This is a genomic window from Agrobacterium cavarae, assembly GCF_004310285.1.
Taxonomy (GTDB): domain Bacteria; phylum Pseudomonadota; class Alphaproteobacteria; order Rhizobiales; family Rhizobiaceae; genus Agrobacterium; species Agrobacterium cavarae.
Genome location: NZ_SISF01000032.1, coordinates 291,104 through 310,860 on the forward strand (window position 1 = coordinate 291,104; position 19,757 = coordinate 310,860).

Genomic DNA, 19,757 nt, shown 5'->3' on the forward strand with positions numbered 1-19,757 from the left:
GCCGACCATATAGATATTTCCCAACATCGCTATGACCGTTCTTGGGCGAATACGAAACTTATCAGCCCAACCCGTCAATAGTCTGTTGATCGAAATGGTTACTGCCCGGCGCGGGGCTCCTAACGCCCTCCAAAGTGAGCGGTTCCAGCGGTATTCTGCTCTCCAAAACACACGAACCCGGGATTGCTCCCGGGTCCGATCGTCATTCAGCGCATCTTGTGGCCATCATTCCGGCAGCGCGTAAGCGATGACGTAATCGCCGCGGTCGGGAGACTGGCGCGCGCCGCCAGCCGAAATAACGATGTACTGCTTGCCGGTCTTTGGCGACTTGTAGCTCATCGGGCCGCCCTGGCTGCCCACGGGAAGGCGGGCTTTCCAGACTTCCTTGCCGGTCGCGGTGTCGAAGGCACGCAGATAGTAATCCTGCGTTCCGGCGATGAAGACCAGACCGCCCTGCGTGGCGAGCGTACCACCAAGGGTCGGCATGCCGATCGGGATCGGAAGACCCATCTTGATCCCGAGCGGGCCGGTATCTTCGACGGTGCCAACAGGAACCTGCCACTTGATCTGCTGTGTCTTCATGTCGATGGCGGTCATGGTGCCATAGGGCGGCGCCTGGCAGGGAATGCCGAGTGCGGACAGGAAGCGGTTCTTGTCGACGGCATAAGGCGTTCCCTTCATAGGCACGAGGCCCATGCCGGTATTGACGCTTTCGCCACCGCTTGCTGTTGCCTTGGTCGGTGCGGCTTCCTTCATCTGGATCCACAGGCCGAGACGCATGTCGTTGACGAAGATGGTGTTCGTCGTCGGATCGGTCGATAGACCGCCCCAGTTCATCCCACCAAGCGAGCCCGGGAAGCTGAGCGACAGGTCAGTGCCAGGCGCGGTATAGAGGCCGTCGTAGCGCATGCCCTTGAAAGCGATACGGCACAGAAGCTGATCGAATGGGGTCGCGCCCCACATATCCGCTTCGGTGAGCGTCTGCGCACCGATCTGCGGCATGCCGACGGAGCGTGGCTGTGTTGGCGCGTAACGCTCGTTTGGAATATTGGCCGGCTTGACCGGGACCTCTTCCACCTTGGTTAATGGCTGACCCGTGGCACGGTCGAGGACGTAGATCTGGCCAGCCTTGGTGCCGAAAACGAGAGCAGGCACGGTCGTACCATCCGCCTTCGGGAAGTCGATGAAGCTTGGCTGCATCGGCACGTCGAAATCCCAGAGGTCGTTGTGAACCGTCTGGTAGACCCACTTCTCACGACCCGTCGTGGCATCAAGAGCGAGCATCGATGCGCCGTATTTATGATCGAGCGGCGTGCGCGTTGCACCGTAAAGATCGACGGAGGGGCTGCCGACCGGCATGAAGACGGTGTTCAGCGCCGGATCATAGGACATTGCGGCCCAGACATTCGGCGTGGAGCGCGTATAGGTCTGGCCTTCGGGCGGCAGCTTGGTGATCTCGGGGTTGCCCGGGTCGAAGGCCCAGCGCAGCTCGCCGGTGATCACGTCGAAGCCACGCATCACGCCACCTGGCATATCAACCTGGACGTTGTCGGCGATACGACCACCGACCACGACCGTGGTGCCTGCAAGCGTTGGTGCGGAGGTCAGCACATATTGCGGATCAGGCGCGTTGCCGAGCCCGACCTTCAAATCGACGCGACCATTGGTGCCGAAGTCCGGGCAAAATGCGCCGGTATCGGCATCGAGCGCAATCAGTTCAGCCGTGATCGTGTTCATCAGAATACGACGCTGGCAAAGCGCACCGTCTGCAACGGTCACGGGCGTGACAGGCGTGGAGCCAGGTACGGTCGGCTGCTGCAACGGTGCCTTAGCGTCGAAATAGGCAAGACCGCGGCAACGCATCCAGACGGACGACTTGGCGTTGATTTCCGTCTTCCACTTCTGAGCACCCGTATCGGCATCGAGAGCGATGACGTTGTTGTGGGGTGTGCAAAGGAAGACAGTGTCGCCCACCTGTAGCGGCGTTTCCTGATCTTCCGCACCGTTTGCACCGGGGCTGATCGGCGTATCGCCAGTGTGATAGGTCCAAGCGACCTTGAGGTCTTTGACATTGTCACGGGTGATCTGATCCAGAGCCACGAACCGGCTGCCGCCTGCGGTATTGCCGTAGTGCTCCCAGTTCTTCTGCTCATCGCCAGCCGTCACCGGTGTCAATTGAGCCGCCTCGCCCTTGAAGGCGACAGTTGGATGCGGCACGAACATGCCGGCGAAACCAGCACCGGAGGCGATGGCCAAGATGGCAGCAACGGCAAAGGAAGAACCATAGGCAGGTGTCTTGCCCTGCGCGCGCCGCAAAAGCGGATAGGACAGCGCAACCACCGTTGCACCGACGCCGATCGCCAGCATACGCGAGATCAGCGGCCAGAAGTGTAAGCCTGCCTCCCACACCGCCCAGATGGCGGTGCCGATGAAAACAAGGCCGAAAAGAAGAGCGCCGGCAGGCTTGCGCAGGATGATCAGCAGGCCCGAGATGACGAGCGCTGCACCAGCCGTGACGAAATAGGGGCTGCCGCCAAGCGAAATGAGCTTGCCGCCGCCGATGGCGAAGAACAAGCCCGCGGCAAGGATGACCACGCCCAGCACCAACAGCCATAATCTGGCTGGAAGTGAAAGTGAATTTGCAGATTTATTCATAGAGTCAATATCCGGTTGGAGAGCCACCAAAAAAAGGAAGGCTCGATAATCATTCGGTTTCCGGCACCGCCGGGACAGTTCGCAGGAAGAGTTTCTGGACGGAACCTCGATGAGGTTGGCGCAACCGAACAAGGACGATTGAGGGGAAAGACGTCCGCCGTGACAGTCATATCGATCCATTCATTGCATAGATCGTCGCCGACCCTGTGGCCGACGACCAAAATACCAGAACAAATCCTCCCAGGGTTCGGAGGACGAGACATTGCCGTCATCCAAAACCACTACCGGCGATATAGCGTCGTCTGGGCCGGAATGACAATGGCGAAAGAGTCGTTTTCATAAGGAGGACTTATCAATAGTCCCTCGGGCAGAAAAGCCTGTGAGCCGGCGCAAACCACGAACTCCCGATGGTGTGGACGCGACAGCAGCACAAGAGCGGCATTGCTCTCGCCCGTTATCCACACTGCGCCCGACGTCCGAAGCAAAGATTAATAAGAGCAATTGCAAACTAATCGATTGAATCTGTCTCAGTGGTTCTCGTCTTCAATTTTGCTGCAGTGAACAACATTCAGTCCTTGGCACCAGCGCCGAAAATACAATAACTACGGCAGAGATTTTATACTGTTGATAGCCGGAAAGTACCGCAAGCTCATGTCAGACTCGTCAAAGCCCGCCAGCACAAGAACATCGGTTACGGATCAGGAAGCCCTGGATTTCCACTCGGAAGGCCGTCCCGGCAAGCTTGAAATCGTTCCGACAAAGCCGATGGCAACGCAGCGGGATTTGTCGCTGGCCTATTCCCCTGGCGTCGCAGTCCCGGTGAAAGCGATCGCGGAAGATCCTGCCACCGCTTATGACTACACCACGCGCGGCAACATGGTGGCGGTCATTTCCAACGGAACTGCCATCCTTGGCCTCGGAAACCTAGGCGCGCTGGCGTCCAAACCGGTGATGGAAGGCAAATCCGTCCTCTTCAAGCGCTTTGCCGATGTCGACTCCATCGATCTGGAAGTGGACACGGAAGACGCAGACGCCTTCATCAATTGCGTGCGCTATCTCGGCCCTTCCTTCGGCGGCATCAACCTCGAAGATATCAAGGCGCCGGAATGTTTCATCATCGAAAGCCGTCTGCGCGAACTCATGGATATTCCGGTGTTCCATGACGATCAGCACGGTACCGCCATTATTGCCGCTGCCGGCCTCATCAATGCCATTGCGCTGACGGGTCGCGACTTCAACAGCACCAAGCTCGTCTGCAACGGCGCAGGCGCGGCAGCAATCGCCTGTATGGACCTGATCAAGGCCATGGGTTTCAACCCTGCCAACATCACCATATGCGATACCAAGGGCGTCATCTATCAGGGACGCACCGAGGGCATGAACCAGTGGAAGTCGGCTCATGCAACAAAGACCGACAACCGCACACTCGTAGAAGCGATGAAGGGTGCGGATGTGGTGTTCGGTCTCTCGCAGAAGGGCGCCTTCACCGAAGAGATGATCCGCTCCATGGCACCGAAGCCGATCATTTTCGCCATGGCCAATCCCGATCCGGAAATCACACCGGAAGAAGTCTCGCGCATTCGCGATGACGCCATCATGGCAACGGGGCGTTCGGATTATCCAAACCAGGTCAACAACGTTCTCGGCTTCCCTTACATCTTCCGCGGCGCGCTCGATGTGCGTGCAAGCCAGATCAATGACGAGATGAAGATCGCAGCGGCCCAGGCGCTCGCCGATCTCGCCCGCGAAGACGTGCCAGACGACGTGGCTGCTGCCTATCAGGGCAACCGCCCCCGCTTCGGGGCTCAGTATATCATCCCTGTTCCCTTCGACCCCCGCCTGATTTCGGCGATCCCTGTCGCCGTCGCGAAGGCTGCGATCGAGACCGGCGTTGCGCGCCGCGTGCTGCCGGACCTCGATGCCTATGCCCGCGAATTGTCGGCGCGCCGCGACCCGATGGCATCCACCACGCAGCGCCTCTACGAGCGCATCCGCCGTTCGCCAAAGCGCGTGGTCTTTGCCGAAGCCGAAGAAGAGCAGGTCATGCGTGCGGCGATCTCGTTTACCGCGCAAGGGCTTGGCACTGCCATTCTTCTTGGGCGCGACGACATCATCAAGGCCAATGCCGAGCGCGCTGGCATCGATCTCGACCGTCCGAACATCAAGATCACCAATGCGCGCCTGTCCGAGCGGGTCGATTCCTACATCGATTACCTCTACGCCCGCCTGCAGCGCAAAGGCTTGCTGCTGCGCGATGTCCAGCGCCTGATCCACAACGACCGAAACCACTTTGCGTCCTGCATGGTGGCGATGGGCGATGCGGATGCTATGGTGACCGGCACAACGCGAAACTACTCCACAGCGCTTGAAGACGTACGCCGCTGCATCGACGTCAAGCCCGGCCACCGCGTCATCGGCGTCTCTCTTGTCGTCTCGCGCAATCGCACTGTCTTCGTCGCCGATACGGCCGTTCACGACATGCCGTCAGCCGAAGACCTCGCGGATATTGCGGAAGAAGCGGCAGGACTGGCACGGCGTTTCGGCTACGAGCCGCGCGTTGCAATGCTCGCCTATTCCACCTTCGGCCATCCCGTTGGTGAGCGCTCCGACAAGGTTCGCGAAGCGGTTCGCATTCTCGACAAGCGCAATGTGAGCTTCGAAGTGGACGGTGAAATGGCGGCAGACATCGCCCTCAACCACCAAAAGATGCAGAGCCAGTATCCGTTCGCGCGGCTCTCTGGACCGGCCAATGTTCTTGTCATGCCGGCAATCCATTCCGCGTCGATCTCGACAAAGATGTTGCAGGAACTTGGCGGTGCCACCGTGATCGGTCCGCTGCTGGTCGGTCTCGACAAGTCGGTACAGATCACCGCCATGGGTGCGAAGGACAGCGATATCGTCAACATGGCCGCGATCGCTGCCTACAACGCCGGACGCTAATGCAAAGGCGGGGTGCCCGGTGGGCCGGGCATCCTCGCTACGCAAAAGATCCCGTAGAATTTTCTGTCTCGAAAGCGTGATTTTTCACGCGCAAAACAATTAGGCCATGCTAAAACGCCCCGCAAACATTCGCCAGTCTGGCGAATGCGCATGACGAAAAGCTGGATCCACTATGGCACTCTGCACAGGTCTGGAGCATAGAGCGTCGGGCATAAACAGTCTCTACAGGCGGCTCACAAGCTCTCTGGTGAACAATCCGAACGCGATAATTGCCCTTTTTGGCGTCTACTTTCTCATTCAGATCGCCGTTCGCCTCCTGCTCCCTCCGGCACTACGTATAGACGAAGCACAGCAGGTGCTGTTTGCCCAGTGGCTGGCGCTCGGCTATGACGCCCAGCCACCGCTCTATAACTGGTACCAGCAGGCAATCTTTGCGATCTTCGGCACCTCGGTGCTGGGTCTTGCTGTTGCCAAGAACCTCATTCTTTTTCTGGTATTTGCGACCTATGTGAAACTGTCCGACCTTGTCTTGAGAGAGAAGTCTCTGGTCCTGGTTGCGTCACTGGCATTTTTCGTGAGCCCTCAGCTGTTCTGGCAAGCGCAGCGCGATCTCACGCACACGACGATGCTGATGCTGACCAGCCTGTGGGCGATCTATCTGAGCGTCCGGCTTCTTAAGACGCCAACCACGATGGGCTATGTGCTGACCGGAGTTGCGGTCGGCCTTGGGATGCTGTCGAAATACAATTTTGTCCTCATCCTTCCCGCGATCCTCCTTGCCGTCTGGCTGCATCCAAAGGGGCGCGAGCGCATCTTCGATTGGCGCATTCTGCTGACGATCGGGATCAGCCTTCTCGTCTTCCTGCCGCATTCGATATGGCTTTTCGACAACCTGCAATTCGCCTCGGATGTGACCCTACGGCGGATGGCGGAGGAGGCGCCTGAAAGCCGGTGGATGCAGATCCTGACGGGCATCGCGCACGTCTTTTCAGGATCGGCGATTGTGATGATCCTGCCTGCACTGGTGCTTTTTGCGTCAAGTGCGAAAAGGACGGGCACCACAACCGGCGAGCAACAGGTCTCGCCTTGGCTCCGCTTCTTCCTGCATTACTTCATCGCGCTTGCGGCGGTTCTCCTCATCGTCATCATAGCAACGACGATGACGGAAGTGAGAGACAGATGGTTGCTCCCGCTCGTCATGCCCTTCCCGATCCTCGCAGCGCTGTGGCTTGAACAGAGGTCATTCGATCCGGCCGTTTTCGTCAAGAAGGTTCTCCCCGTCTGCCTCGTCGTCATGGCAATTTTGCCCGTCGCTTTGATCGTATCCGTGCCGGTCCAGGCGATGCTCGGCAAGACATCGAGATCCAACAATGACTGGCAGGTATTCCGGCAACATCTTCAAGAGAAGGGGATCTCGCCTTCTCTCATCGTGACCTCCGACTGGTACACCGGTGGAAATCTGCGGTTTGTTTTCCCAGACACCACGGTTGCCACCACAACTTATGACGACTTCGATCCAGCCTTCGCGCTGTCGAGCGATCATCCCGTATTGTTCGTCTGGGTTACCGGACGCGACCAGTCGGCTGGCATGGTGGATTGGCTGCAGGCGCAAATGGGTGTGACGTTGAGCGGCATAGGCGTCAACACATTCGAGGCGCCGATGTATTTTCCTGTCGAAGGCAAGATGCAGCGGTTCAGCTATGCTTTGATCACGCCGGACAATCTAGTGAAATCCTCGAAACAGCCGTGAAGCACGACACGGTCTCTGGAACGGCTGGGCTTGGATTCCCACGATACGCCCTAGTCGACAAACAATATTCAAAAATGGTAGGCAAGCGAAGGATTTGCGATCGGCGCTTATCTCGTTCGGAATGGATGAGACATGGATAGAAACGGCTCTCTGGGCAAATGCGAAGTGCTGGTCATCGGCACGGGGATCGTCGGCGTCATGTCGGCGCTTTATTTGCAGAATGAAGGGAAGTCCGTCACGCTTCTGGAGCGCGGCGAAATTGCCCGCGGCGCCAGTGCCGGCAATGCCGGCATACTGGCCTTTCCGGAAATCATTCCGATGCCAGCCCCCGGGATCATGAAGAAGGCGCCGAAGTGGCTGATCGATCCGCTCGGCCCGCTAAGCGTTCCGCCGGCCTACGCCCACAAAATCGCACCTTGGCTTTGGCGTTTCTGGAAAGCGAGTTCGCCGCGCATGTTCGAACATGGCATGCGGGTGCAGACGCGGATGATGGCGCTTGCCGCATCCGAGATGCAGCATGCGGCCGCGATGCCGGAACTGTCCTCCTTCATCTCCAACACCGGCACGCTCGATCTCTACGATACGAGCGCGAGCTTCGATGCGTCCAGCCATCACTGGGATGAGAAGGCCAAAGCCGGCTTCGTCTTCTCCAAGATCGGCCGCACGGAGATCGACGAGCTGCAGCCAGGGATCGCGCCTCAGTTCAAGCATGCGGTCTATACGCCGTCTGGCCTGCAGGTCAGCGACCCTCACGAGTTTACCAAAGCCATAGCTGAACTCGTAATTGCGCGCGGTGCGAGCTTCAGAAAAGGTGAGGCCGTAAAAATCGAAGCGGTTGGCGAAAGCACCATCGTGACGCTTGCCAATGGCGACAAGATCGACGCCGACAAGGTGATCCTGGCAGCCGGCGCGTGGTCGAAGCCGCTTGCCGCATCTCTTGGCAATGACGTTCCGCTGGAAACCGAGCGTGGATACAACACTACCCTTCCCGCAGGTAGTTTCGATCTGAAACGCCAGATCTACTTCAACGACCATGCCTTTGTCGTCACGCCACTGTCGAGCGGCGTGCGTGTCGGGGGTGCTGTCGAACTCGGCGGCCTCGACCTGCCCCCCAATTTCCGCCGCTCCGAAGCGATGCTGAAAAAGGCAAGTCGGTTCCTGCCCGGGTTGAAAACCGAAGGCGGTCAGCAATGGATGGGGTTCCGCCCCTCACTGCCGGACAGTCTTCCGGTGATTGGGCCGTCGCGCGCCGCGCGCTCCGTCATCTACGCATTCGGCCACGGCCATCTCGGACTGACGCAATCGGCGGCGACCGCGCGCCTTGTCACGGAACTGGTCTGTGAGCGCGATACGTCGATCCCCGTCGATCCCTTCCGCGCCAATCGCTTCTCTTGAGCGGCAGCATTGTGAAGTAAAGCGACCTTACAGCATCGGCCCGAAAATCGGAATCGATTTTCGGAAAGCACGATGCGTAGATCAAAGAAGATAGAGCGTCCAACACCGCGCAGGGCGCTCTAAACGCAAAAGGCCCGCTTCGACAGCGGGCCTCTCATCATATGCTTCGATACGATCAGAACGGCGAATCCGGGAAGTAGAAGTCCTTCGCGTTGTCCTTCGTGACCAGCGTGGCATCCAGAATGTAGGTGCCGCGAACAGGAACCTGATCGTAGAAGTTGGCAGCGGTCAGTTCCATGGCGGTTGCCACCATCGACGGCGGATAAAGAACGTCGACCGGGATCATCTTGTCGCCATCCATGACCTTCTTGATCATGTCCTTGGAGCCTGCACCGGCAACGACATACTGAATGTCGGTACGCTTAGCCTGCTCGATAGCCTGCAGAACGCCAACGGCCATGTCGTCATCCTGGCACCATACGACGTCGATTTTCGGATACTTCGTCAGATAGTCCTGCATCACCTTGAAGGCGTCGTCGCGGTTCCAGTTGCCGAACTGGCGGTCGAGAACCTTCACCTTGGAGCCAGCAATGCCCTTGTCGAAACCGTCCTGGCGCTGCTGATCGATCGGGATCGGAAGACCCCGAATGATGACGACTTCAGCTTCTGGTGTCTTTTCAGCAATGTACTTGCCCGCGACTTCGCCGAGTGCCGGGTTGTTGCCGGCGACGTAGAGATCACGCACGGTGTCGTCATTGACGCTTGGAGCGCGGTCGACGAGGGCGACGAACTTGCCGTTGCCCTTGACTTCCTTGATGGCGTTGACCAGCGGATCAGGATCGGACGGCAGGATGACCAGCGCATCGATGCCCTGGGTCTCGAGATCCTGTACCGCATTCGCCTGGGTTGCTGCATCGGGCGATGTCTTGACGATCACGTTGAGGCCCGGATGTTCCTGCATCAGAAGCTTGGCAACACGTTCGGCATGAAACACCACGCCCGATGTCCAGCCATGGTCGGCGGCCGGGATCGAAACGCCGATCGTGACCTTCTTGTCCTCCGTATGTGCTGCCCCCGCCAGCGCCACCATGGCGACAGCCATTCCCAACAGTCTTTTACGCATGTGTCTTCCTCCCAACAGATAAGGTCTCGATTCCGAAGCCGGGCGACCTCTCGACCCGGTGTTTCCGGAGCGCTTTGCGTCCGATGGACAATCAGAAGCGCTCCAAGACTTTGAGCAAGCCGCCCCGCCTTGGGGCAGGCAGCTGTCACCGCTGGCGCATCAGCGAACGCTGTACCAACATGGCGATGATGATGATCGCACCCTGGATGGCACCGATCAGATACTCGCTGATGAAGTTGGAGAGCAGCATGATGTTGCCGACGAGTTCGAGAATGAAAGCGCCGCAAATGGTGCCCCATACGCGCCCTGCCCCGCCCTTCAGCGCCGTGCCACCAACGACGACGGCCGTGATTGCCTGCAATTCCCACATCATGCCCGTCGTGGCGGATGTGGAGCCAAGGCGTGGTACGTAGAGAAGAACGGCGATAGCAACGCAAAGTCCCTGGATGACGAAGGCGATGGTGCGGACGCGGTTGACGGCGACGCCCGAATATTTGGCAACGTCGCGGTTCGATCCGACTGCGGTCACATGCCGGCCATAGCGCGTGCGATAGAGGATGAAAGCCGCAATGGCCGTCACCGCAAGGATGACGATAATCGGAACGGGAATGCCGAAGATCGTACCGAAATAGGCAGGTCGGTACATGCTCTGCAACTGTGGTTCGCGCAGCGTGATCGCGCCGCCTTGGGACAGCCATGTCGTCAGGCCGCGAAAAACGCCCATTGTGCCAAGCGTTGCGATAAAAGGCTCGATCTTGCCGACCGTTGTGATCAGGCCATTGGCGAGGCCACAGAGCGAACCGGCAATGACGGTGAACACAATCGCCGCTGTCAGCATCAGTGCGGGGTCGGTGATCGTGCCGGAATTCATTAGCAGGATCATAAGGCTTGCAACGAAGGCAACCATGGATCCAACCGAGAGATCGAGGTCTCCGGCGGAAATGACGAAGGTGGCGCCGACGGCGATGATCGCAATGAAAGCGCTACGGGTTGCGACATTCGCCAGATTGTTGATGCTGATAAAGTTCGGGTTGACCAGCGCGCCGACGATCAAAAGCAGTAGCAGCGCAACAAAGGGCGCCACGGCGCGCAGATCCACGTCACGAAAGGATCGCGACCGGCGGACACTCTTTTCCTTGCCGTCTTCACTTACACTCATACCCACAACAGACCTCCCGTCCTGCCCCTGTTGCCCGCAACGACCCCTCAATTGACAGGGTCGTTCAGGCGGCTGTTTTTGTTTTCAATCCGGCGGCATAGCGCATGATTTCGTGTTCGTTGATCTCGTCACCCTCGAGCATGCCGACGATCCGACCTTCGCGCATCACCGCAACGCGGGTGCAAAGTCCGATGACTTCCTGCATTTCTGAGGAGACGACGATGATCGAATGACCGTCTCGCGCGAGCGCCGAGATGAAATGATAGATTTGCTGTTTGGTGCCGACATCGATGCCGCGTGTCGGCTCGTCGATGATGATGATCTTCGGCTCGGTCTCCATGACTTTCGCCAACAGAAGTTTCTGCTGGTTGCCACCGGACATGCGGCCAACCATCACATTGCCGTCTCGCACACGAATGTCGAAGCGACGGCGCGCCTTTTCCAGCGCTCTCGCCTCACTGCCGGAGCTGAGATAGCCGAAGCGGCCATGCCGGTCGAGCGATTGCAAGGTGAGATTGAGACCCATTCCTGAGCCCAGCAACAGGCCCTTGGACTTCCGATCCTTGGTCATATAAGCCAGCCCCGCATCGATCGAAGCGTGCAGATCATGCGATGGCAGCGTGACACCATTGGCCTCCACCTCTCCCGCCTGGCTTGCCTTGATGCCGACAATCGCCTCCATCAACTCGGTTCGGCCGGAGCCGATCAGACCGGAGAAGCCTAGGATTTCGCCCTTGCGCAGTTCGAAACTGGCGTCCTTCACATAACCCGTGGAGAGGCCTTTGACATTAAGGACAATCTGTTCGTCGACGTCCGGCTCGCGTTTCGCCGGGTAGAGGCTCGAAAGCTCACGCCCCACCATAAGCTGGGCGATCGCCTCGCCATCCAGCATCGAGGTGGGCGCAGTCTTCACCCAATGGCCGTCGCGAAGCACGGTCACCCGGTCGGTCAGTTCCATCACCTCGTCCAGCTTGTGCGAGACGAAGACAAAACTGGTCCCCTGGTCGCGCAGCTTACGCACCTGTTTGAAGAGGTAATTCGTCTCCTCACGGGAAAGAACGGCCGTCGGCTCATCCATGAAGACGATGCGCGCTTCGCGGCTAATGGCTTTCGCTATTTCCACCATCTGTTTTTCCGCGATGGAGAGGCTCGAAATCATCGCGTCTTCATCGACATGACAGTTGAGGAGATCGAGAATGCGCCGCGTCTCCGCCCGCATGAACTTTCGGTCGAGCACGCCGAAGCGAGTCACCTCGCGACCGAGGAAGATGCTTTCGGCCACGGTCAGGTGGTCTGCGAGGTTGAATTCCTGGTGAATGATGACGATGCCGAGCGCCTCTGCGGCGCCGTTCGGCGGCAGCCTCACAGGCTGCCCGTCCAGAAGGATTTCGCCGGAGCTTGGCTGCTCGAAGCCGGAGAGAACCTTGACCAGTGTCGATTTACCGGCGCCGTTCTCACCCATCAATGCGTGGATCTCGCCTGCCTTCAGCTCGAAATTGACGCTGAAGAGGACCTGAACTCCATTGAACGATTTTGAAACCCGGCGCGCGCATAGCACAGCATTGCCGTTCTCGACGGTTTCCATCCCACTCCTCCATGCGGCTCCCATTCCGCAAGGCTGGTGTAAACCTTTACATAATCGATGTAAAGGTTTACATTCGCAGTTGTTATACAGATGTGATCAATCCATTTGACGCAACGCGCGGCGTGTGTAGTGTCCGGTCGCAGATAGACCCGAGGCTTATCTTTGTCCAATTCGCCACCAGCCACGATAGAAGATGTAGCCCGTATGGCGGAGGTATCGATTGCCACCGTATCGCGCGCCATCCACAACCCTGAAAAGGTTGCCAATTCTACTCGGTTGAAGGTCAATCAAGCCATTGCCGTCACTGGCTACACCACCAATGCGGTGGCGCGTAGCCTGAGACTCGGCCGTTCCAACATGATTCTTGTGGTGGCACCCGATATCGGCGACCCCAACTTTTCCAATATCCTCATCGGTTTGGAGAATGAGGCACGGGCGCACGGCTATGGCATATTGATCGGCCACACCCAGAACGATGCCCAACGCGGTCTGGAATATCTGAAATTCCTCAACGCCAACCAGACGGCCGGACTCATCCTTTTTACCGGGATATTGCCCTTCGGCCACCAGGCCATGACGGCGCGTCTTCCGCCAAGCGTCGGCGTTTTCGAGCCGATCTTCAATGGCGGCATTCCCTATGTCGGCGTCAACGATGCCGCCGGCGCTCGAAAAGTCGTGGATATGCTGATTGCCGAGGGCCACGAGCACATCGCCTTCATTGGCGATTCCAGAGTCCGCCTTGCCTATATGCGCAGACGCGCAGGGTTTGACGAAGGGATGGACGCGGCTGGACTTCCCAAAAGTAGCCGCATGATTCTGGAAGGTGATGGGACACTGGAAAGCGGCAGGCTGGCGGTGGAGCAGCTGTTCATGCGCGACAGGTTGCCGACGGCCTTCATGTGCGTCAACGACCAGACAGCGATTGGCGTCATGATCGGCCTCTCAGCCCGCGGCTATGATGTGCCGGACGATTTTTCGGTCACCGGCTTTGACGATATTCCGCAAGCCGTCTTCATGTCGCCGCCGCTCACAACCATTCGCCAGCCTCGCAGCGCCATTGGCAAACATGCAATGGCGCTTCTGTTGCAGCTTCTCAACAATGAAGAGCCGACCCAACAGGAAGTGTTGCTGACACCCGATCTGGTGGTGAGAAACTCCGTCGCAGCACCTTCACGGCGCAGCCACAAGTCGCGCGATAAAAGCTAGACGTGGTTGGCGGGTCGCCAGACGCTCTTTAGTACGTGTCGCGGCGTGCGGCTTCTTCGGTCTGGGATTGCGCCCAGAGCTGCGCCTGGACCGCGTTCTGGAATTCCATGACCTCGTGGCGCATGGCTGTGTCGTCGTAGCCGAGTTCCGTCAGATGCGCAGCAAGCGCGCGGCACTCATCCCGCCAGAACCGATTGGCCTGATCCCCTTGGAGGGTCTCCAGCATGTCGACGCAACGCTGAATGTCGCGGATGCGATTTTTGACGGGAAACGCAATTACTTCGGAACGCTTGGACACACGTACACCTGACAGCTTGAGAATCGGTTCCCAAGTTTTACGGGCTACATAGTTAACGAAGTCTGCAGAGGCGAAGCGGAACCGGTTATCGGCAACTCGACGCCGAATTTTGCGTAGGATTCCCGCAACGGCCTATCGCTCGATGGCGCAGTCTCTGATTCGAAAATATCCTTGTTGAGTAGATTTTTACCTTGAAACCTTACCTGAATTTCATGTTCGGCGGGGTATTTGAGCCTATTACTTGGTTGAAACGACGCCAATTTGCCCATATATTTTATGGAAAAAGAACCGATGAAAAATTGTATCCCACAGATCGGGATAGCATCAGGCGAGGAGAGAGACATGTACGCGCCCCGCGTTTTCGTCAGCATGATCTGCGCCTTGCTGGTGTTCGCAGTGGCGACCTATTGGATCCATGGCTCCTTCTACACGACGTTTATACAGACGGCCATCTCGCTTGTCGTCATTCAGATCTGCTACTTCATCGGTGTCGTCTTCATGGTATCGCGCGAGAAGAAGCGCATGCGCAAGACACTGGAATTTCAGAAGGATCGACCTGCTTCAGCCGACCAGGCAGGCCCGGAAGCCATCCCGGCCGTCAGTCGTCATCGCCCGACGCTGAAGGATATCTGACCGCGCTGACCTCCTGAAGCGCTTTGAATATATTTCGCAGGTGCGAAATAGCACTTCCCTCTCCTCATCCCTGACATGTTTTCTCTCCAGTAATCGTATCGAATGCTGAAGAACGGGAGCGAAGTCATGGGCTCACAATCCATCTGCGTCATCATAGCGGCTAAAAACGCGTCATCGACGATCGCCGAGGCGATCCGATCAGCGCTGGTTGAGCCGGAAGTCTCGGAGGTCGTCGTCATCGATGATGCATCCACCGACGACACGTTCCAGGTTGCGAAGCAATGCGATGATGGAACGGGACGGCTGATGGTCGAGCGCTTCGACGTCAATCGCGGCCCGTCCGCCGCGCGCAATCATGCGATCGGCATTTCCTCTGCGCCGCTGATCAGCATTCTGGATGCTGACGATTTCTTCTTCAAAGGGCGCTTTGCCGCAATGATAGTGGAGGACGACTGGGATCTGGTGGCGGACAATATTGCCTTCATTCAGCAAGGGTCACCTTCGGCCACCAATATCGTTCCCCGTCGCTTCGCTCCCCAACATCACTTCCTGACGCTCACGGAATTCGTGACGGGAAATATTTCCACGAGGGGTATCGAGCGCGGTGAAACCGGCTTTCTGAAACCCGTCATCCGCCGATCGTTTCTCGACCGGCACCAGCTTCGCTATGACGAAGCTCTGCGGCTTGGTGAGGATTACGAACTCTACGTTCGGGCACTTGCCTCAGGCGCACGATACAAGGTCATCTGCAATTGCGGTTACGGTGCCATCGTGCGCGGCAATTCCTTGAGCGGACGACACAGCACGCAGGATCTGAGGCTGCTCTACGAGGCCGATCGCAACATCCTCGCCGACTACGCTCTCTCTGCGGAAGAACAATCGGTGCTGAAGGAGCATGAGCGGCACATTCGGGAGAAGTTCGAATTGCGGGATTTCCTCGACGCCAAGTCACAGCGTGGCTTGGGTGGCGCCATGGTTCATGCATTGCGACGCCTTCCCGCCGTTCCTGCCATCACCAACGGGATTTGGCACGACAAGACAGCCCGCTTGCGCAAGAAGCCCACTCAGCCCGCCGATATCCGTTATCTCCTGAAAGGAACGCCGCTGTCTTCCTGAAGGAAAAAGCGGCGTGTTTTGTTTCAGAAGTAGTCGCGCTTGACCGTTTCCAGAACCGCCTGAAAGCGCTCCTTACGTTCTTCCAGCCGTCCGTCTGGGCTCAATCTTGGTTCCGCACGGCTTGCCTGCCATAGCGCCAGAATCGACGGAGCGGCGAGAACCTGCTTTGCGAGTTTGCGCAGCGGGCGTTGGGTCTCGGCACGGACAAGCACATCGCCATCGTCATGTGGCGCTGCAGAGGTGTGTTCGACGATGACCGGCGGGGGCGGAGGCGGAAAGCTCATGCCCCAGAACTTCGAACCCTTCTTTGCAGCTTCTGCGCGTGTGGAGACGGGAATGTAACGAGGCTCGTAGGTGACGCCGACACTTCCTGCCCAGTCACTCCACTTGAAGCTGTTGATCGATTGCGAGGTGCTGACCGCGACCCAGGGAACCCGAAACGCATCGGCAAGGATCGCGCCATGCATGGATTCGGCCACGATCATTTCTGACTGGGCAATCTGCTTGATGACGGATTTCGCCTCTCCTCTCGGATCGAGATAGGTGAGACCAGCCGGTTCGCACACAGTGTCCCACATGCCGAACTCCGCCGATTCCCAATGGGGAACGAAGGTCTTTTTATAGATCTTCTGCAGGTTCTGGAACTCCGGCATCTCCGTCACCATCACGGCGGGATCGACGATGCCCTTCTCGGGCGCCAGTCCAAGCTTGGCAGCGGTCATTTCACCGCGCACGCAACGGATATCCCAAAGATCGGGGTTCGATGTATCGGGCACGGCACCATAGCCATATCCGCTGCCGATCACCAGCTTGCGCTGGCCGGGAGGGAAGAGCACATCGTTGAGAACGGTGCCGACGCCGACAAGCAGAACATCCGGATGAACATCGCGAAGCCCCGGCAGCAGAAAATCCCAGAGCCAGAGATTGAGGTCGTCGCCGAAATTCCCGTGATGGGATTCCCAATGGTAAGGTTTCATGGATTTCTCCTGAGTGAAAAAAGGGCCTGAAAGAAAGCCGCGAAAGAGACGATCACTTCGAGCGGACGATCTTGCCGGCCCCAAGTTCGAAGGCTGCACGCAAGATCGCAGGATCACGCATCATCCATTTGAACAGAAGGCCAAGCTCCGGCGCCTTGCGACGCTTCAGCTTGCCGGCCTGGCTCCAGAGTGCCTGTCTGCGCGCCGTATTCTTGTAGGACGCGATGGAAGCCACATCGGCGGGACGTTTGGAAAAACGACTTTGCAAGGTGTCGAGTGCGACCCAGGTGTTGAACTGCTGGCGCAGAAATTCCGGCGAGGTGTTGTCGATGCTGTGGAAGATGTTCACACCCATGCCGCGTGCCGCACCCGCGTCGTCACATAGAAGGGTGCGCCTGGATGCAAGAATGCAGTCGCAGAAAAAGAGCACGTCCTCTGCCGCCAGCCGAAGCGCGGGATCGAAACGGATCTTTTCAAACAGCGGCCTGCCGATGACCATGCAGGAAAGATGGAGGAAGCTCCAGTTGCGCAGCATGACGCTGGCGAGATCCGGCAGCTCGATGACACGCGGTGATTCGCTCAGACGGGCGGCACCCTCGTTCTTTTCCAGCTCCGACATGGCGAAGTGATAATAGAACTCATCGCTTGCCTGCATGGACGCCCAGTAGCATTCGCCTTCGAACCGATCGAGGCTGAGCTCTGCATTTTTTAGGTGCTCCGGCGTCCAGATATCGTCCGAATCAAGAAAGGCCACATAGCGTGTTTCGGCCGGCACATGATCGAGCCCGGTATTGCGCGCACCACCTGGACCGGCATTCGCCTGCTTGACCACCTTGATGCGGTTTTTCTGCTCTTCAGCCAGCTCCGCTAGTTCATTTTCAATGGGATACGGCGATTCGTCGTCGACAATGACGAGATCGAAATCCTGGCATGCTTGAGAAAAAACCGATGCGAGCGCTCGACCGAGTATGCCATGCTTCTTCTGGTAGTAAGGAATAACGACTGTAAATTTCGCCATTGTTTCGCCCCTTGTTTCATCAAGAAGTGTCGGGCCCGCCGTAGACTTACGGCCCCGATGAGTGGCAACCCTCCCGCCGGCTCCACGATTTTTGCCGGCCTCCAGACACAGGATGGACCCATGCCTCCAGCCCCAAGCGTCAAAACCATCACGGCCAATGTCGGCTGGAGCGTGCTCTCAAAGACAGGCACATTCGGGCTTAAATTTGTCACAGTCCCGATTCTTGCACGTTTGCTGACACCGGAAGAATTCGGCGTTGTCGCTGTCGGGCTCACAGTCGTGCAGTTTTTGACGATGATTGCAGGCGCTGGTCTGACCTCCGCTCTGATTGTGGAGAAGGAAGAGGATATGGATACGATCCATACCGTCTTCTGGGCCAATCTGGCAATTTCCTGCACCATGGCCGCCATCCTCTACTTCGGCGCGGAGTTCTTCGGTGGCCTCTTGGGTGCCGTGGAAAGCGCCTATCTGCTGCGCATCATGGCCTTTCTCATTCCGCTGCAACTGGCAGGCGATGTTGCCTATTCGCTTCTGGCGCGGCGGATGAATTTCAGCAAGGACGCCATCTGGAGCGTGACGTCGGAAAGTGCTGCAGCCATCCTCGCCGTCGTCTTGGCCTTTGCCGGCTTCGGCGTGTGGGCTCTGATCATCCAGCTTTTCGCCGCAGCCCTCATCCGGCTTGTCGGGCTCTATGCCGTATCGCGCTATACGCCGCGCCTCGTCATGAAGCCGAAGCGTTTGATCCCGTTGCTCGGCTTCAGCTCCGGCCTGATGGGCTCGGAGATCGCCAACTTCGTCACCTTCCAATCGCCGATGGTGATCATTGCCCGCTATCTCGGGCTTGCCGATGCCGGCGCCTATTCCGCCTCCAATCGCTTTGCCAGCATTCCCAACCAGGTCGTGCTCTCGGCCGTTATGGGCGTTCTTTTCCCGGCCTTCAGCCGCATGATGGACGACCGGCAGCGGCGGCGCGAAGCGCTGATGTTCAGCACACAGGTCTTGACCGTCATCCTGGCACCGATGATGTTCGGCCTTTGGGCCGTTGCAGAACCGGCAATGCTGGTGATCTTCGGCCAGAACTGGGCCTATGCGTGGCCTGTGCTCGGCCTTCTTGCTCTGTCGAAAGCCATCCTCACCCCATGCAGCACCTTCATCCCCTATCTGAAGGGTGCCGGCTATGGGCGCGTGCTGTTCTGGTCCGCCACGATCCGCGCCGTCGTGACCACCGCTGCGGTCTGGGTTGCCGCTGTCTACGGGTCGCTTATCGACGCGATGATCTGGCTCTGCATCGTCAATGCAGCAACGTTGATTGCCTATTCCTGGGCCGTGTTCAAGGCGAGCGAGACCCCCTTCTTTTCGGGCCTCTATGTCAGCAGCCGGCCGATGATCTCGGCTTTCGTCATGGCTCTTGCGGTCCGCTACATTCTGCAATGGACGGGCGACGCGCTGCCACACGCATACATGCAGGTGCTCGTCGGCGCTGTTGCTGGCGGTGTGATATACGGCGTTCTGATCCTGCTGACCGAACGCGCATTGCTGCAAAAGATCATCGGTCTCGTAAGATCGCGCAAAGACCAAGGTGCCCCTGCCCCGATCACCAGCTGACGGGGGCGGCACGGGCCGTCGAAGCGATTCTGTCTTCAATACCGTGGGAGAATACGGCGAACTCCGGAGTTTATTTCGCAATGCAGCATTACAGCTCTCCTCTCCTCAGCCTCAGGAGACACTCCTGAGGGCGGCACGATAGAGAAAATAAGCAAAATAAAATCATACGCTTAAGACAAATAATTTGTTTTAGTAAAGTAGTATCCAGACATTTACCCCTCATATCTTGCGGCGCGATTTTCCCGCGCTGCCACATTTTGCCCTTAAGTGAAAACCAGACTTTTGCGCACGGGCTTC

The 19,757-nt window shown here is 58.0% G+C and carries 14 protein-coding genes; 7 read left to right on the forward strand and 7 right to left on the reverse strand.

Features of this window, described 5'->3' with window-relative positions; translation table 11 throughout:
• Positions 1-225 precede the first annotated feature (225 nt).
• The gene (locus EYC79_RS17325) at positions 226-2,655 is read right to left on the reverse strand and encodes a glucose/quinate/shikimate family membrane-bound PQQ-dependent dehydrogenase (RefSeq protein WP_130978758.1); all 2,430 of its coding nucleotides are present in this window, start codon (positions 2,653-2,655) and stop codon (positions 226-228) included.
• Between the two features lie 651 nt (positions 2,656-3,306).
• On the opposite strand from EYC79_RS17325, the gene EYC79_RS17330 reads away from it, so the two are divergent.
• The 3 genes from EYC79_RS17330 to EYC79_RS17340 all read left to right on the forward strand — a co-directional run bounded on the left by EYC79_RS17330 (position 3,307) and on the right by EYC79_RS17340 (position 8,740).
• Positions 3,307-5,595: an NADP-dependent malic enzyme gene (locus tag EYC79_RS17330; protein ID WP_130978759.1), complete on the forward strand. Its 2,289-nt coding sequence runs from the start codon at positions 3,307-3,309 to the stop codon at positions 5,593-5,595.
• A gap of 172 nt (positions 5,596-5,767) precedes the next feature.
• The gene (locus EYC79_RS17335) at positions 5,768-7,345 is read left to right on the forward strand and encodes a glycosyltransferase family 39 protein (protein WP_130978760.1); all 1,578 of its coding nucleotides are present in this window, start codon (positions 5,768-5,770) and stop codon (positions 7,343-7,345) included.
• A gap of 132 nt (positions 7,346-7,477) precedes the next feature.
• On the forward strand, positions 7,478-8,740 hold the full coding sequence (locus EYC79_RS17340) for an NAD(P)/FAD-dependent oxidoreductase (protein ID WP_130978761.1): 1,263 nt from the start codon (positions 7,478-7,480) through the stop codon (positions 8,738-8,740).
• Between the two features lie 175 nt (positions 8,741-8,915).
• Here the strand turns inward: EYC79_RS17340 and EYC79_RS17345 are convergent, their stop codons facing one another.
• From EYC79_RS17345 to EYC79_RS17355, 3 genes are all read right to left on the reverse strand, one after another.
• Positions 8,916-9,863, reverse strand: coding sequence for a substrate-binding domain-containing protein (locus tag EYC79_RS17345; protein ID WP_112360358.1), 948 nt, complete (start codon positions 9,861-9,863; stop codon positions 8,916-8,918).
• A 145-nt stretch (positions 9,864-10,008) separates the two neighbouring features.
• Positions 10,009-11,022, reverse strand: a complete 1,014-nt coding sequence (locus EYC79_RS17350; RefSeq protein ID WP_062424046.1) for an ABC transporter permease — start codon at positions 11,020-11,022, stop codon at positions 10,009-10,011.
• Between the two features lie 64 nt (positions 11,023-11,086).
• Complete coding sequence (locus EYC79_RS17355; RefSeq protein ID WP_112519559.1) at positions 11,087-12,607, reverse strand: sugar ABC transporter ATP-binding protein; 1,521 nt, start codon at positions 12,605-12,607, stop codon at positions 11,087-11,089.
• Between the two features lie 162 nt (positions 12,608-12,769).
• On the opposite strand from EYC79_RS17355, the gene EYC79_RS17360 reads away from it, so the two are divergent.
• On the forward strand, positions 12,770-13,813 hold the full coding sequence (locus tag EYC79_RS17360; protein ID WP_130978762.1) for a LacI family DNA-binding transcriptional regulator: 1,044 nt from the start codon (positions 12,770-12,772) through the stop codon (positions 13,811-13,813).
• 28 nt (positions 13,814-13,841) lie between these two features.
• On the opposite strand, the gene EYC79_RS17365 is transcribed toward EYC79_RS17360, so the two are convergent.
• Positions 13,842-14,111: a DUF6074 family protein gene (locus EYC79_RS17365; RefSeq protein ID WP_113225246.1), complete on the reverse strand. Its 270-nt coding sequence runs from the start codon at positions 14,109-14,111 to the stop codon at positions 13,842-13,844.
• Positions 14,112-14,453: 342 nt separating this feature from the next.
• Here EYC79_RS17365 and EYC79_RS17370 point away from each other — a divergent pair, with 342 nt between their 5' ends.
• Together EYC79_RS17370 and EYC79_RS17375 are read left to right on the forward strand one after the other, a co-directional pair.
• A complete protein-coding gene (locus EYC79_RS17370; protein ID WP_130978763.1) occupies positions 14,454-14,744 on the forward strand; it encodes an exopolysaccharide production repressor protein in 291 nt (96 codons plus the stop codon).
• A 126-nt stretch (positions 14,745-14,870) separates the two neighbouring features.
• Positions 14,871-15,860, forward strand: a complete 990-nt coding sequence (locus EYC79_RS17375; protein WP_245495310.1) for a glycosyltransferase family 2 protein — start codon at positions 14,871-14,873, stop codon at positions 15,858-15,860.
• A 23-nt stretch (positions 15,861-15,883) separates the two neighbouring features.
• Here EYC79_RS17375 and EYC79_RS17380 read toward each other — a convergent pair whose 3' ends face one another.
• A complete protein-coding gene (locus EYC79_RS17380; protein WP_113180070.1) occupies positions 15,884-16,837 on the reverse strand; it encodes a polysaccharide pyruvyl transferase family protein in 954 nt (317 codons plus the stop codon).
• Between the two features lie 52 nt (positions 16,838-16,889).
• Positions 16,890-17,855, reverse strand: a complete 966-nt coding sequence (locus tag EYC79_RS17385; protein WP_130978765.1) for a glycosyltransferase family 2 protein — start codon at positions 17,853-17,855, stop codon at positions 16,890-16,892.
• 120 nt (positions 17,856-17,975) lie between these two features.
• Here EYC79_RS17385 and EYC79_RS17390 point away from each other — a divergent pair, with 120 nt between their 5' ends.
• Positions 17,976-19,460 (forward strand): lipopolysaccharide biosynthesis protein, encoded by a 1,485-nt coding sequence (locus EYC79_RS17390; RefSeq protein WP_130978766.1) that lies wholly within the window; start codon positions 17,976-17,978, stop codon positions 19,458-19,460.
• Positions 19,461-19,757 lie beyond the last annotated feature (297 nt).

Coding starts and splice junctions, on each gene's coding strand:
- EYC79_RS17325 (WP_130978758.1), bottom strand. CDS start 2,655: ATGAATAAATCTGCAAATTCACTTTCACTTCCAGCCAGATTATGGCTG.
- EYC79_RS17330 (WP_130978759.1), top strand. CDS start 3,307: ATGTCAGACTCGTCAAAGCCCGCCAGCACAAGAACATCGGTTACGGAT.
- EYC79_RS17335 (WP_130978760.1), top strand. CDS start 5,768: ATGGCACTCTGCACAGGTCTGGAGCATAGAGCGTCGGGCATAAACAGT.
- EYC79_RS17340 (WP_130978761.1), top strand. CDS start 7,478: ATGGATAGAAACGGCTCTCTGGGCAAATGCGAAGTGCTGGTCATCGGC.
- EYC79_RS17345 (WP_112360358.1), bottom strand. CDS start 9,863: ATGCGTAAAAGACTGTTGGGAATGGCTGTCGCCATGGTGGCGCTGGCG.
- EYC79_RS17350 (WP_062424046.1), bottom strand. CDS start 11,022: ATGAGTGTAAGTGAAGACGGCAAGGAAAAGAGTGTCCGCCGGTCGCGA.
- EYC79_RS17355 (WP_112519559.1), bottom strand. CDS start 12,607: ATGGAAACCGTCGAGAACGGCAATGCTGTGCTATGCGCGCGCCGGGTT.
- EYC79_RS17370 (WP_130978763.1), top strand. CDS start 14,454: ATGTACGCGCCCCGCGTTTTCGTCAGCATGATCTGCGCCTTGCTGGTG.
- EYC79_RS17375 (WP_245495310.1), top strand. CDS start 14,871: ATGGGCTCACAATCCATCTGCGTCATCATAGCGGCTAAAAACGCGTCA.
- EYC79_RS17380 (WP_113180070.1), bottom strand. CDS start 16,837: ATGAAACCTTACCATTGGGAATCCCATCACGGGAATTTCGGCGACGAC.
- EYC79_RS17385 (WP_130978765.1), bottom strand. CDS start 17,855: ATGGCGAAATTTACAGTCGTTATTCCTTACTACCAGAAGAAGCATGGC.
- EYC79_RS17390 (WP_130978766.1), top strand. CDS start 17,976: ATGCCTCCAGCCCCAAGCGTCAAAACCATCACGGCCAATGTCGGCTGG.